Genomic DNA, 14325 nt, shown 5'->3' on the forward strand with positions numbered 1-14325 from the left:
GCCTGCATCGACTTTGCGACCGCTCGACTACGGCGTCGCCGCCGCGGCGGTGCGCGGCCCGAGGTTCTTCGCGAGGAACGCTTCGACGCGGGAGTAGAGTTCCACCTGGTTCTTCAGGTGACCCATCCCATGGCCTTCGCCGCTGATCAGCAGCACCTCGTGCGGCACGTGATGTTTTTCAAGTTCGTCGATCAGGCGCTTTGACTCGCCGACGCTCGCCACAGGATCGTCTTTGCCATGCGAGACGAACACCGGAACCTTGATGTTCTCGACGTGGCGCGCCGGTGAGATCGCGTCGAATTTCTCCTGCTGTTTTTTCGGATCGCCCAGCCGGCGCTTCATGTAGGCATAGCGGCCGCTGGTGTATTGATCGTATTTCGCATCCTTCAACACCTGCTCCCAATCGAACACGCCTGCGATCGTGACGGCGCAGCGGTAGAGCGCGGGCTCGTGCACGACGCCGCACAACGCGAGGTACGCGCCAAACGATCCGCCCATGATCGCGATCCGCTCGGGATCGATCAGCCCCGTCGCCAGCACCGCCTTTGTCGCATCGGTGACGTCGTGGTGCATTTTGAGGAAGTCGTATTTGTCCTCCTCCGGGAAACGCCAGTCGTAGCCCGGGGAACCGCGATAATTGGGCTGCAGGACCGCGTAGCCGCGGCTGGCGAGATACTGGACTTCAGAGTTGAAGCCCCACGCGTCGCGCACCCACGGCCCGCCATGCGGCAGCACGATCAGCGGCACGCGGTTCGTCTTGGACGCGCCAGCCGGCAGCGTCACATACGCGTCGAGCTTGACGCCATCGCGCGCCTTGAACGCCATCACGTTCATCGGCTGCATCCGCGCCGGATCGATCCACGGCGCAGAGTTCTTGATCAATCCCACCGTGCGCTGCTCGAGGTTGACCCAGTGATAGATCGCCGGCTGACGGTCGGATAACGTTTCCACCAGCAGCCGGCCGGAATTGTCCACGTCGCGAATCCGCACCACCACGCCCGGGAAGCGAGCTTCGAGCATTTTCTGAATCGCCCGATAGCCCTCGTCGAACCACATCGTCGTCGGGCCGCCGCGATCATACATCGCGCCGACGATCCGGCGCGAACGGCGATCGCGGAACACCCAGCCGTCGAAATCGTAGGCTTTGTCCTGCACCAGTGTCTCGCCGAGAGTGCCGGTGCCCGCGTCCATGAAGCGCAGCGCCCGCGGTTTGCCTTCCTCACGCGGGGCAAGCACGACGATTTCCCCCGGCTTTTCTCCGCTGCCAACGATTTCGATCTGATCCAGATCGACCGGGCACTTCTCCCAGCTGTCGCCGTTCAACCGATGCATCGTTTGATAGCCGTCGGCAAAGGTGAACGCGAACGCCAATTCGCCATCGCGATCGGCCATGTAACCGGAGCCCATGCCGCCCTTCGGCACCCCGTAGTGCTTCATCACATGGCGGTCGTTGTTGTCCCGCGTCTGCACGACATCCGACCATTCGGTGCGTGCCGAGCGCAGATTGACGAGCGTCCCCGTGCGCAGGTCGGTGTTGATCTCACCCACCCCGAGATCGCGACCGTCCTCGAGATCCGAGCTCATCCAAACCAGCGGGCGCAACCGATTCCGCTCCGGAATCGAGACCAGCCGCGCACCGCAATACTGCAGCAGCGGATAGCTGTCCTTCAGCTGGCCCACGTTGCCAGCGAGCATGCCCATGCCGTAAAGCTTTTCGCTCGCGATCAGGTAGATCAGCCGCGTGTCGTTCAGCCAGTTGAAGTAATAGATGTCCTTGTCGCCAAAACCATGGACCACCTCGATGGTCTTGGTTTCGAGTTCGGTCACCAGCAGGTCGTGCCGGTCCCGGCCGACGGTGACGAGCGCGGCGATGTGCGTGCCGGAGGGATTGAGCGCGGGCGCCTGCAGCAAGCGGGGCCGGAAGAAATCCATGATCGGGATCTCCTCGGTCGCGGGCACGGGCGTCACGCGCTCCAAATCGATTTTTTCGCGCGCGCCGAAAGCAACCGCGGCGCTGGCGAGCATCCAGACACAACTCCGGCGTAATGTCGTCAGGGGCATGGCAAATGAATCTGGCTGCGTCCCACTCGGCGGGGGTGAACCGGGAACGCGCGCCAAGGCTCGTCCGCGCGACGGCGAAAAACGAGCCGAAATTTCATCCGCGCACTCAGCGATCGCGCGGCGAAAGATTTTCCACGACGGCGCCCGTCGACTGCCGCACCCGCTCGATCGCCTCGAGACACGCCGCTTCGGTGGGATAAGCCTCTCCCTGCGCCAGCTTCTCGTTCTCGGTCGTCTTCAGATGCCAATACCACAGCCGATTCAGCGATGACCGCCAGTATTCAAACTTCACGGCCACCGTGAGCAGAACCTGATCGCAACTCTGTTCGGCCTCGGTCATAGGTAACCGCTTAGGCAAGCCATCCCCGGCAAAACCGAAACCGTATTTATTACGTAAATTTACGCGCCGTCGGAACACGCGTTATATCAAGGCGACGTTGGCACCAGCGCGGCGGGAACCTTGCCTTCCTGTTCGGGCGAACTCTCGGGCGCGACAATCGGAATCCGGGGCTGCCAGCGTTCCCATTCTTTATCAGGCTCCCGGCTCAACGGAAACACCGTGCCGTCCTCCGCTTCCGGCGCCAGTTCTCCGTCGGGTGTGGCGAAGGCCGCGCCGCCGCTGAACAAGGCCTCGAGCGAGGTGCTCTTCAGCTCCGCGCCAAAGAGTCCCATCTTGAAACTCGGTCCGCCCGCGACCCAAAACCGCGAGTTCTTGCGCACGAGCGCGACATAAGGCGTCTGCACGCGAATCCGGATGAGCACCGAGGCTGCGTCGTCCGCCAACCGGCTGGTCTCAACCATACCTACTTTCATCTCGCGGTAGTAAACCGGTGCACCGGGGGCGAGGGAATGCAGCCGGTCGCTCTGCAACAGGAAAGCGCGACCGGCCGCGACGTTCTCCTCGGGCGGCGGACGCGTCAGCCCGACGAAATGCGTCGCGGCCGGACCTTGCCCCGGTTGCAGGCTGATCCGCGCGCCGGTGAACAACGTGTCCAGTCCGCGCACCCCCGAAAACCCGATCTCCGGCCGCGCCACCCAAAACACGGTGCCCGTGCGCGCGACGCCCGCCGCGTCGCGACGCAGCCGTGCGGTGACGGTCACGCGGTCCAAGTCCGGCGCCAACTCCACCGCAGTGACGCTGCCGATTTCGACGCCCCGGAATTCGACTTTCGTTTTCCCGGGTTCGAGCCCCGCTCCGGTGGCAAATTCGATCGTGATCTCCGGCCCGCGGGCCCGAAGCTCGCGGAACACCATCCAGCCGCCGACCGCCAGCGCGATCAGCGGCACCACCCAGACCAAGGGCAGCGCGGGACGACGCGAAATGTTTGGGGCCGGCAGTACGCTCATGATCGCATCCGTTCCAAGCGGGCTCGCGGCTCCCAGAAAACCGCGGGCGCGAACGCCCGCGTCGCCAGCATCGTCAGCACCACCGCCGCGGCGAAGGCGACGATGCCAGGTTCCGCCTCCGCATGCGCAAACAGACCGAACCGCACCACGCCGGTCAAAAATGCCGCGAGAAACACGTCGAGCATCGACCAGCGTCCAATGAAATCCAGCGCGCCATAGAGTCGCGTGAGCCGCCGGGCTCGCGCGCGTCCGACCGGCCGCCGCGCGGCGACGAGCAGCCAGCCCAGCCCGACGAGTTTCAGCACCGGAATGACGATACTCGCGAGGAAGACGATGGCCGCGAGCGGCCAGAGGCCGTCGTCCCATAGTGCTTTCGCGCCGGAGAAGATCGTGTCCGTGCGTTCTTCTCCGGCGTTGCTCGTGCTAAGCACCGGAAGCACGTTCGCCGGCACGAGCAAGATCGCCGCGGCGATCGCCAGGGCCGTCGCGCGCGCGACGCTATGCCTTGCTGCGGGCGGATGGTCTGCGGTCATGCCGGCGCTCCTTCGGCCGCGTCCGATTCCGGGTGGCCGGTCGGATCCAGTTCAAAGCTCCGCCACGCGAGCAGGAAGCTGAGCGACATTGCGACGTAGCACCAGAAGCCGGCACCGAGCCTGACGTTCACGACGGTGCCGAGCTTGGTGAACGCCACGAGCACCGCGAGTACCTGCACTTCCGGCATCGCCCATTTCTCCAAGGCCTGCAGCGCGCGCCGCAATCCGGCGGGCTCGCCGCCGCTTCGTCGCGGGCCGCGCTTCGCCAGCAACGCGACGAGCAGCGCCAGCACGCCGATCGGCGCCACGACGCCACAGATCAGCACCCACACACCGAGCCAGTGCATCCCCTGCGCCCAGATTTCCTCGACGCCGGTGAACAACCGCGTGACGCGTTCGGCGCCGAATTTGTCCACCGTCACAAACGGCAGCAGCAGCGCCGCCGGCGCGAGCAGCAGTCCGGTGAGCGCATGCGCCAGCGCGGCGCTGCCGCCTGACGAGCGCGTGGCCAGCACGGACCCGCAGCGCACGCACTGCGCCCGTTCGCGCACCCGCAACCGCACCGTGCCATGCTCCTGTCCGCACAACGGACACACGAGCCGCCCCGGACCCAACGCCAGCCGTTCCGGCGCCACCCGGATTTGCGTCGATGCGAACGCCCGGGGCTTGCTGAGTCTCCAGAAAATCGGCGGTTCGAAGCGCATGGGAAGGGATACGGCGGGAGCGGTGGCGTCAGCACGGGGGCGCCACAGCGACCGTTTTGGTTTCATCCTGTTCCGCGGCCGCGCTTTCAAAGCCTGCAACGGCATGGCCCAGAGCCGGACGCCGGTTCAGGTTACGCCAACTCCCCCGCATCGTCGGAACCCGCGCTGCGTCAAGCCGACCACTCTGCCATGAACCTACCCCGCCTCGCCTCATTGTGCTGCGCGCTCCTGGTCGCCGGCGTGCTTCGCGCCGCGCCGCCTCCCGTCCACGTCTGGGAAAAACAGGAACTCACGTTCACCGCTGAGAAAACCTACGCGAATCCGTATCTCGAAGTGATCGTCTGGGTCGACTTGAAGGGGCCGGGGTTCGACAAACGGGTCTACGGTTTCTGGGACGGTGGTCAGACGTATCATTTGCGCCTGCTCGCCACCGCGTCGGGCGATTGGACGTGGACCAGCGGCTCGAACACCAACGATCCCGGGCTGTCCGGCAAAACCGGCTCGTTCACCGCCCTCGCCTGGACGGAGGCCGAGCTCAACGAAAACCCACTGCGCCGCGGCATGATTCGCGCCACCCCGAACGGCCACGCGCTCGAACATGCCGACGGCACGCCGTTCCTCGCGATCGGCGACACGTGGTATGCGGCCGGTGCGAATCGGTTTAAATGGTATGACGACGACACGCCGCGTCCGATCGGCCCCACCGCCGGTTTCAAGGACTACGTGCGCTACCGGAAAGCCCAAGGCTTCAACTGGGTGAACATCATCGCCGCGTTTCCCAATTGGAAAACCGATGACAAGCCGTGGCGCTTCGTCATGCCCGACGGCACCACGATCCGCTCCGCGTGGGTGGAGTTCGGCACCGCCGCGCCCAGCAACGACGGTCGCGGCTCGGCCAAGAACATGGACAACGAGGGCGGCCGGCCGTTCTTTTTTCCCGGCAAGGTGCCGGGTTACGAGGACTACTTCCCCGACATGGACCGGATCAACCCGGAGTATTTCAAGTATGTGGATCGCAAGATCGACTACCTGAACGCGAACGGGTTCGTGCCGTTCATCGAAGTCTCGCGCCGTGACTCAGGGTTGTGCTGGAACAAGTATTACGACTGGCCCGACACCTACGTGCGCTACATCCAGTATGTCTGGTCGCGTTATCAGGCGAACATCACCGTGCTCAGCCCGGTGCATCTCGACATCATCGAGGAGACGGTCAGTCCCGACGACTACTCGAACGCAATCCGGATCGTGAAGGAGCGGTTCGGTCCGCCGCCCTACGGCACGCTGCTCTCGGCCAACGCGAATCCGTCAACGCTCGAGAACTGGGGTGAGAATTCCTGGGTCACGCTGCACCAGACTGGAAACATGCGGGAGCATAACAATTATTGGTATCTCACCGAAATCTTTCAGCTGAAGAAGCCGATCCCCGGGATGAACGGCGAACCCTACTACGCCGGCTACAAGGACAATCGCGGCGCCGGTGCGGTGAACTACAAGCTGGGCGCCGAGGGCGGCACCGAGCGGGACAATCAGCTCTGCCGGTCGGGGCTCTACGGTTGCTTCCTTTCCGGCGGTTTCTCCGGGCACGTCTACGGCGCCGAGGGCATCTGGGGCGCCGACATCGAGCCCACCGCGCCGACGAAGATGTGGGACGCCTTCCAGTGGCGCTCGGGCGCCGAAGTGCAGCACCTCCGCACCTTCGCCTTCTCGATCGGCCGGCGCTACCAGGAGCTTGAGCCGCTGGCGGATCTCGTTTCGCCGAACAAGACCCACCAGATTCTCAGCTACGACGGCTGGGCCTACTGCGCCCGCACACCCGACAAGGAAATCTTTCTGGTCTACTTCGAGCAAGGTTGCCCCCAGTCGCAGATCCGCGGAGCGCGGCTGAACAGCACCTACCGCGCGCAGTGGTTCGATCCGCGTGAAGGCACCTGGCATGACGCGGGCGACGGGCACGTGCAGGCCAGCAAGATCGGGGTCATCGAACTGCCAGACTTTCCCAGCGACACCGACTGGGGCTTGAAGCTCGTTTACGAGGGTCCCACGAAGCCGCGCTCGTAGCAGGTCCGGCCGCCCGCGCGCCGCGTCGAGCCAGGGCGCGTTCTGGTGGCCAGAGAACGCTCCGCGCCGCGAGCACCTCGTCCCGCGGGGGCTGCTCCCTCCCTCGTCCTGCCTTCAGACGAGCGGCAAACCATCGCGTTTCCGATGCTTCACACCCTGCGGTTTTTGCCGATGCTGGAGCTGGCCAAATGCTGCGGAGAAATTCCCAAATCGCGCGCAGGCATTTTTGGTGAGATTGGGCTAGTCTCCGGCCGGGTCACCACTCAATCTCCCCATCCCCGACCCCTGCGTTCTTCACCCCCGTTTTTCGGCCATGAAAGATTACGCCGCTTCCGACCTGCGCAGTTTCGCTGTTGTCGGACACGCCTCCTCCGGGAAGACCATGCTCTGCGAAGCCATGCTGGCTTGTTCCGGCCGGATCGGCCGGATGGGCAGTATCGCGGCCGGCACGACGGTCTCCGACTATCATCCCAGCGAGAAGCAGCACCAGATTTCCGTGCACGCCTCGCTGCTGAACACGGAGTGGCAGAACCGAAAGTTCAACCTCATCGACTGCCCCGGCTATGCGGACTTCATTAGTGAAGCCTTGAGCGCCTTGCGCGTCGGCGATTTCGCCCTGCTCGTGATCAACGCCGCCCACGGCATCGGCGTCGGCACCGACGCGATGTGGGCCAACGCCACGCTGCACGGGCTGCCGCGGATGATTGTGATCAACGGGCTCGACAAGCCGAACGTGAATTTCGACCAGGTCCTGGCGGACTGCCGTGCGCACTTCGGCAAGAACGTCTTCCCGCTCTCGATCCCGCTCGATGCCGGCCCCGGTTTCAGCCGCGTGCTCGACGTGCCCCGCAGCGAGGTCACCACCTACAAGCCGGGCACCAACGGCGCCTACACGGAAATTGCCACCGATGGCGAGCTCGCCGAGCGCGTACACCAGCTGCACAAGGAATTGATCGAGTATGTCGCCGAGTCCGACGACGCGCTGATGGAAAAGTTTTTCGAACAAGGCGTGCTCGCGGAGGAGGAGATGCGCGCCGGTCTGCACAAGGCCATCCAGAACCAGGTCTTCGTGCCCGTGTTCGCCGTCTCCGCCGAAACCAACGTCGGCGTGGCGCGGCTCATGGACTTCATCGCCAAATACGGTTCGTCGCCGCTCGATCGTTCGCAGGTCGATGCGCTCGACGCGAAAGGCGCGCACGTCACTGTCCCCCTCTCGCACGCCGAGCCCGTCGTCTACATCTTCAAGACGATGAACGAGCCCGGCGTGGGTGAGCTCTCGTTGTTCCGCGTTTACTCCGGCACCGTCACAAGCGGTGCCGAACTGTTTAATTCGAGTCGCAATGTCACCGAGCGGCTGGGGCAGATCTACGTGCTCAACGGCCACGAGCGCACGCCCACGCAGAAACTGGGGGCCGGCGACATCGGTGCAGTCGTGAAGCTGCGCGATACGCATACCGACGACACGCTGTGCAGTCCGCGTTTCCAAGTGATCCTGCCCAAGGTGCAATTCCCGAAGCCGAACATTCACGGCGCGCTCCGGCTCAGGGCGAAGGGCGATGAGGACAAGCTTGCCGTGGGCCTTTCCACGCTGCACTCGGAAGATCCGACGTTCCACTACCGCGTCGACGACGAGCTGCACCAGACGATCCTCTCCGGTCAGGGCGAGATTCATCTGCAGGTCATCTGTGAGCGGCTGCTGCGCCGGTTCGGCGTGAACGTCGAGCTGATCGAGCCGGGCATCCCGTATCGCGAGACGATCCGCGGGCGGGGCGAATCCCGCTACCGGCACAAGAAGCAAACCGGCGGCGCAGGTCAGTTCGCCGAGGTGTGGCTCCGGATCGAACCGGGCCCGCGCGACAGCGGCGTCGATTTCAAGCAGTCGCTCGTGGGCACGAACGTCGATCGCGTATTCGTTCCCTCAGTCGAAAAAGGCGTGAAGACTGCCTGCATCGAAGGCGTCCGTGCGGGCTTCCGCGTCACCGACGTGAAGATCGATTTCTTCGACGGCAAGATGCACCCGGTCGACTCGAAGGATATTGCCTTCCAAGTCGCTGGGTACCACGCGTTCAAGGAAGCCTTCCAAGCGTCGCAGCCGTGCATGCTTGAGCCGATCTACAAGGTGTCGATTATGGTGCCTGAAGAATACATGGGTGCCATCATGGGCGATCTCTCGTCCCGCCGGGGCCAAATCCAGGGTGTCGACAGCGACGGTCAGTTCCAAATCGTGCGCGCCGAAGTGCCGCAGAAGGAGCTGCATCACTACAGCACTGTGGTGCGCTCGCTCACCAGCGGCCGCGGCCGGCACGACGAGGCCTTCAGCCACTACGCCGAACTCCCGGCTGAGCAGGAGGCCAAGCTACTGGCCGAGGCCAAGGCCAAACGCGATGCCGCCCATGGCGTAGTGACCAAGTAGCCCGCGCCACCGGGCGCGATCGGCCCGGACCCTTTTCCCCGTTCTTTCCAACCTCCTTCGCCTCCCAGCCCGCTGGTTGTTTCCCCGTGTTCCCACGCGGCGAAGGATCCCTTCCGTCCGAATCCTCAAACCCCATCTCACGATGCTGCAGACTTGGACCATTGAAATCACCGAACCCCACAGCGGCGAACTTGGCGAAGCGATCCTTCACGAGGACCACCTGTTCGCCATGGAGGAGTACACGTACGAAGCCGGTCACAAAATGGAAGTAGCGGTGCACGACACGCACGACGACCACTGGCACATCTTCACGGATTTCGACTCGGGACATCGGTTCAAGATTCCGCCGACCAAGTATCGACGGCTGGGGTGACATAACACCAGGCCGGGCAGACTGACTCCACTGCCCGGCCGAGTGCATGGGTCACGCTGTCATCAGCTTCGTCCTCTCGCGCAGAGGCCGAAGCTGATCACAAGCGCATTGCTGCCCGCGGGTGGAGCCCGCGCCCCGGGCGGGTTGGATCGGCATCGCACATCAACGCCGCGGTCGCTGATGTGACGCGATGTGCCCATGCGCCCTCGCAACTTTCGGTAGGGCCTCGCGTCTACCCGTCACCACCGCCAGCCCGGCGGCGGGTCTGCACGCGTTGAGCCCCCCCCACCCATGCGCCACTTCTGCTCCCTTCTGCTCGCTTTCACCTTGACCGCGAGCCTCGCGTTGGCCGCCGACCGCACGCCCCTGGCGATCGGTTCTGATTTGCCGGACTTCAAGCTGCGCGGCGTCGATGACCGCGACTACACGCCCCGGGACTTCGCCGATGCGAAGGTGCTCGTGGTCATCTTCACCTCCAACCATTGCCCCACCGCCCAGCTTTACGAACACCGGATCAAGCAAATCGTCGACGACTACCGGCCGCGCAACGTCGCGTTCGTGGCGATCAATCCGAACCACGCCGACGCCGTTCGGCTCGACGAGATGGCTTGGACCGATCTCGACGACACTCACGAAGCGATGAAAATCCGTGCGCGGGATCACGCGTTCAATTTCCCGTATCTGGACGACGGCGAGACCCAGGCGGTCGCCGAGAAATTTGGCGCGGTGGCGACGCCGCACGTGTTCATTTTCGATCAGGCGCGCAAGCTGCGCTTCCAAGGCCGGGTCGACGATTCGGAACGCGAAGGGCTGGTGAAGCAGCGCACCACGCGCGACGCGATCGACGCGCTGCTCGCCGACCGCGAGCCCTCGGTGAAGACGACCAAAGTCTTCGGCTGCTCGATCAAATGGAAGGAGAAGGCCGAGGACAATCGGCGCTGGCGCGAGAAGGTGGCCAAGGAGCCCGTCGAACTCACGCGCGCGGACGCCGCCGCGCTGCGCGAGCTCCGCGCCAACAAGGGCACGGGCAAGGTTCGGATGATCAACGTCTGGGCGACGTGGTGCGGCCCGTGCGTGTCCGAGTTCCCCGAACTCGTGGAGCACAACCTGCGATTTCGCAGTCGCGAGTTCGAGTTGGTCACGCTCGCCGCCGAGTTTCCCGATATCGAGCCGAAGGTGCTGAAGTTTCTCCAGAAGCAGCAAGCCTCGACGCGCAATCTGATCTTCGGCACCACGGACAAATACGCGCTGATGGAAGCGCTCGACCCAGAATGGAACGGCGCGCTGCCGCACACGCTCCTCATCGATCCCGAAGGCAAGGTCATCTACCGCGAGACGGGCGCGATCGATTTTCTCGCGCTGCGGCGCACGCTGCTGAAAGCGCTCGACGCGATCTCGCCCTGGCCAGCCACCGGCGGCCAGTGAGTTGTAGGGCGGGGGCGCCCGACCCCGCCGCGGTTTCGCTCGTAGCGCCGCCTACCAGACCGCGTCGCCCACCGAACCGGCTGGGTCAGGAAACCTCGCCCTACATCACGGCGGCTGCGCCGAACTTTCCTTTCGCGAGAACGTCAGGCATGGGTCATCGTTTCGCACCCCATGAGCCTCTTCCGCCATCTCGTTTGCACGGTCGCTGCCGGCGTCTTTGCCTGGACTGCGCCGCTCCACGCCGCGACGCAGATCATCCCGCTCGGCGCTGCGCATGCCTGGGAAGGAGCCGAATTCCGGATCGCTGGGGCGCCTGTCGCCGAAAACAACTTCGACCCTGACCAGATCCGACTCGACGCCATCTTCACCGGGCCTTCCGGCGAGACACGTTCTGTCGCAGCCTTCTGGTATCAGGACTACACTCGCAAGCTGCAGAACGAGGCCGAGGTCCTGACGCCACAGGGCACGCCTGAATGGCGGCTGCGCTACACGCCGACGGAAGCCGGCGAGCATCGCGTCACGCTCCACGTGGAAACCGCCGGCGCCGCGTCGCAGCTGGCGGAATTCCGCTTCAATGTCGTACCGGCTGCGACGAACTCGCCGCATGGGTGGGTCCGGATCGCTGCCGACCAACGCACTTTCGCCACGACCGATGGCCGATCGGTGCGGTTGGTCGGCGAGAACGTCTGCTGGCCGGGAGCGCGCGGGCTCACCAACTACGAGGATTGGTTCGATGCCATGCAGCGGTCGGGCCAGAACTTCGCCCGACTCTGGATGGCTCCCTGGTGGGCGGGCCTCGAGCACAACAAGGGCACACTGAATCACTACCCGCTCGATGCAGCCTGGCAGCTCGACCAGATCTTCGCCCTCGCCGAAACCCGCGGACTCTACCTGCTGCTCTGTTTCGATCATCACGGGATGTATATGGCGAACGACCCGGCGTGGGGCGGTTCAAACAATTTTTGGATCCTGGCCAATCCCTACGCGCACGAAAACGGCGGACCGTGTGTCAGCCCGAACGCATTTTTCACCGATCCGCAGGCACGGGCGCTCTATCAGAAGCGGCTGCGTTATCTGATCGCCCGCTACGGCGGCAGCCCGCGCCTGCTCGCCTGGCAGTTTTTCAATGAGATCGACAATGCCTACATCCCCCGCAGCGACCTCGTGCACGCTGACGTGGTCGCGTGGCATCGCGACATGGCCCGCTGGCTCCGCGCGCACGATCCATACCAGCACTTGATCACCACGAGCCTGACCGGGGGCAGTGATCGCCCGGAGATGTGGCAGCTGCCGGAGATGGAGTTTTCCATGTATCACTCCTACTGGGATCCGGCGCCCGCCCGCAAAGCCGCCGTGCTCGCGGAGGATTTTCACCACCGCTACGGAAAACCGGTCATGATCGGCGAATTTGGCGTGAGCGGTGCCAACTGGGCGCGACCGATGGACCCGCACCTACGCGGATTTCGCCAAGGCCTCTGGGGCGGCGCGCTCGGCGGCTCCGTCGGCACCGCCATGACGTGGTGGTGGGAAGACGTGCACGCCGACCGCGTCTACTCGCTCTACGCAGCGCTTCACCAGATTCTCGCGCATGCCGGCTGGGACCAAGGTCGCTGGCGGCCGCTCGCCATCGCGACTGCGGGCGTGCCACCGTTCGCACTCGGTGAACCGACCCCTGACCGCGCGACATTCAATGCGCCGCTCGCGCTGAACACGTTTCGGCGGACTCTTCTTTCAGGCGAGGCGGCCATTGCTGATCCGCTCGCCGCCGAGCGCAGCTCCGAGTTTCTTTCGACTTTCCTCCGCGGCCAGCGCCAGCCTGCCGAGCAGCGTCCGCTCCGCGTTCTCGCCTGGTTCGGCGAGAACGCCCGGTTGGTCCTGCGCGTCGACTCCGTGGCAAGCGAAGCCGAGCTCGTGGTCAGCATCGATGGCGAAGAGAAACTCCGTGAAAAACTCGGCGACCCATCGCCGCTGCCGCCCGGCCAGAGTCGCAAAATCGATCGCGAGTTCACACTCCCGGTGCCCGCCGGCCGGCATCAAGTCGAGATCGCAAACGCCGGCAGCGACTGGCTCAACCTCGAGTCGGCTCGGCTCGAAGGCGTGCGGCCGAGCGGGTTCTCCGGCGGCTGGAAACACGGCATCGAAGCGGTGGGCCTGCGGCAGGACGCGACGGCAGTCGTTTATCTCAACTCGCCGTGGGTCACCTTCCCCGCCGGCCAGCACCGCTATCAAGCTCCGTTGCTGCAGGGTGAGACGCTGACGCTCCACGACTGGCCGGCCGGGCGCTTCCGCGCCGAATGGTTCAGTCCCGAGACCGCCGCAAGCAAGGGTGTCACGGAAGCGACGACGGCAGACGGGCGGCTCGCCGTCCCGATTCCTGATTTCGACGACGATCTGGCGGTGGTCATCACGCCGCTGCGCTGAGAAGCGCTAACTCGCGCGGCAACCTAATAAACCCGTCCCCAGCCCGTTGTGGTAGATGAATGAAGCCTTTGCTCCTGTGCGCCTGCTGCACGCTCTGCTCCGCCTTCGCGGCGCCCAGCCCGGCGCCGTTTTCTGAAACGAGGATCGATGCTCCCGCCTTATCACTGCTCGACAGCGCACGGGAGCGATTGCCCGCGGTGCTTCCAGATGTCCGCCCGGTCCCGCGCTGGAATTCGACGACGAACCGCGCGCCGCGGCTCACGTCGCAGATGCCAGTGATTCCTCCGCCCCGCGGGCCGGACTACAAGCTGCGCATCGCCCACCCTGATGAGTCCGTCGACTACAAGATACTGATCAAGCGTCCCGCCTTGGAACGCGCGAGGTAGCGCGGCACGCGTGCTGCGGTTTGTGCTGCCCCGGTACGCAGCTTCGGTGTAGGAGTTGCGTGTCAGCCACCATGTCGCCCACCCTCACGATCCGCGAAGCCAGCGAGTCCGATTTGCCAGCGGTGCTCGCGCTCTACGGCCATCCCGAAATCGACGGCCCCGCGCTGCGGCCGGTTGGGGAGGCGCGCGAAATCTACCGGCGTTTTCAGAGTTACCCCAACTACCACCTCTTCGTCGCGTCGATCGGGCAGGACATTGTGGGCACGTTCACGCTGCTGATCATCGACAACCTGGCCCACGCGGGCGCGCGCTCGGGACTCGTCGAAGACGTGGTCGTGTCCAGTGCGCATCAGTATCAAGGGATCGGAAAGCAGATGATGCGGTTCGCGCTCGAACGATGTCGCGAGGCAGGCTGCTACAAGCTGGCGCTCTCCAGCAATCTGAAGCGCACCGCTGCGCACCAGTTCTACGAATCACTCGGATTCGAGAAACACGGCCACAGCTTCGTCGTGCCCGTGGACGCCGGCGCAGTGGCATCGCGGAGTTCCGCGGAGCGGCGCGACGGCTAACGTGCTTTCAAAAGGTCGGCGCAGAGCGGCCGCCG

At 64.6% G+C, this 14325-nt stretch carries 11 protein-coding genes; 6 read left to right on the forward strand and 5 right to left on the reverse strand.

The features are described 5' to 3' along the window. Positions 1-27: 27 nt before the first annotated feature. From OTER_RS23465 to OTER_RS00670, 5 genes are all read right to left on the reverse strand, one after another. Complete coding sequence (locus tag OTER_RS23465; RefSeq protein WP_083767562.1) at positions 28-2061, reverse strand: alpha/beta hydrolase family protein; 2034 nt, start codon at positions 2059-2061, stop codon at positions 28-30. 106 nt (positions 2062-2167) lie between these two features. Continuing rightward, positions 2168-2401, reverse strand: a complete 234-nt coding sequence (locus OTER_RS00655) for a YegP family protein (RefSeq protein ID WP_012372959.1) — start codon at positions 2399-2401, stop codon at positions 2168-2170. 86 nt (positions 2402-2487) lie between these two features. Then, on the reverse strand, positions 2488-3408 hold the full coding sequence (locus tag OTER_RS00660) for a PqiB family protein (protein WP_012372960.1): 921 nt from the start codon (positions 3406-3408) through the stop codon (positions 2488-2490). Beyond that, positions 3405-3941 (reverse strand): paraquat-inducible protein A, encoded by a 537-nt coding sequence (locus OTER_RS00665; protein WP_012372961.1) that lies wholly within the window; start codon positions 3939-3941, stop codon positions 3405-3407. Before OTER_RS00665 ends, OTER_RS00660 begins: the two co-directional genes overlap by 4 nt. Continuing rightward, positions 3938-4645, reverse strand: coding sequence for a paraquat-inducible protein A (locus OTER_RS00670; RefSeq protein ID WP_012372962.1), 708 nt, complete (start codon positions 4643-4645; stop codon positions 3938-3940). The genes OTER_RS00665 and OTER_RS00670 overlap by 4 nt, the downstream gene beginning before the upstream one ends. Positions 4646-4834: 189 nt before the next feature. Here OTER_RS00670 and OTER_RS00675 point away from each other — a divergent pair, with 189 nt between their 5' ends. The 6 genes from OTER_RS00675 (at position 4835) to OTER_RS00705 (ending at position 14290) form a co-directional block, all read left to right on the forward strand. After that, positions 4835-6703: a glycoside hydrolase family 140 protein gene (locus tag OTER_RS00675; protein WP_012372963.1), complete on the forward strand. Its 1869-nt coding sequence runs from the start codon at positions 4835-4837 to the stop codon at positions 6701-6703. A gap of 313 nt (positions 6704-7016) precedes the next feature. After that, complete coding sequence (gene fusA, locus OTER_RS00680; protein ID WP_012372964.1) at positions 7017-9116, forward strand: elongation factor G; 2100 nt, start codon at positions 7017-7019, stop codon at positions 9114-9116. 142 nt (positions 9117-9258) lie between these two features. After that, a complete protein-coding gene (locus OTER_RS00685; protein WP_012372965.1) occupies positions 9259-9489 on the forward strand; it encodes a hypothetical protein in 231 nt (76 codons plus the stop codon). Between the two features lie 291 nt (positions 9490-9780). After that, entirely contained in the window at positions 9781-10914 is a 1134-nt protein-coding gene (locus OTER_RS00690) for a redoxin domain-containing protein (RefSeq protein WP_012372966.1), read from the forward strand. 171 nt (positions 10915-11085) lie between these two features. Further along, complete coding sequence (locus OTER_RS00695) at positions 11086-13335, forward strand: cellulase family glycosylhydrolase (RefSeq protein WP_012372967.1); 2250 nt, start codon at positions 11086-11088, stop codon at positions 13333-13335. 457 nt (positions 13336-13792) lie between these two features. After that, the gene (locus OTER_RS00705; RefSeq protein WP_012372969.1) at positions 13793-14290 is read left to right on the forward strand and encodes a GNAT family N-acetyltransferase; all 498 of its coding nucleotides are present in this window, start codon (positions 13793-13795) and stop codon (positions 14288-14290) included. The last annotated feature ends 35 nt before the right edge of the window (positions 14291-14325 follow it).

The organism is Opitutus terrae PB90-1, from assembly GCF_000019965.1.
In the GTDB taxonomy this organism is placed as follows: domain Bacteria; phylum Verrucomicrobiota; class Verrucomicrobiia; order Opitutales; family Opitutaceae; genus Opitutus; species Opitutus terrae.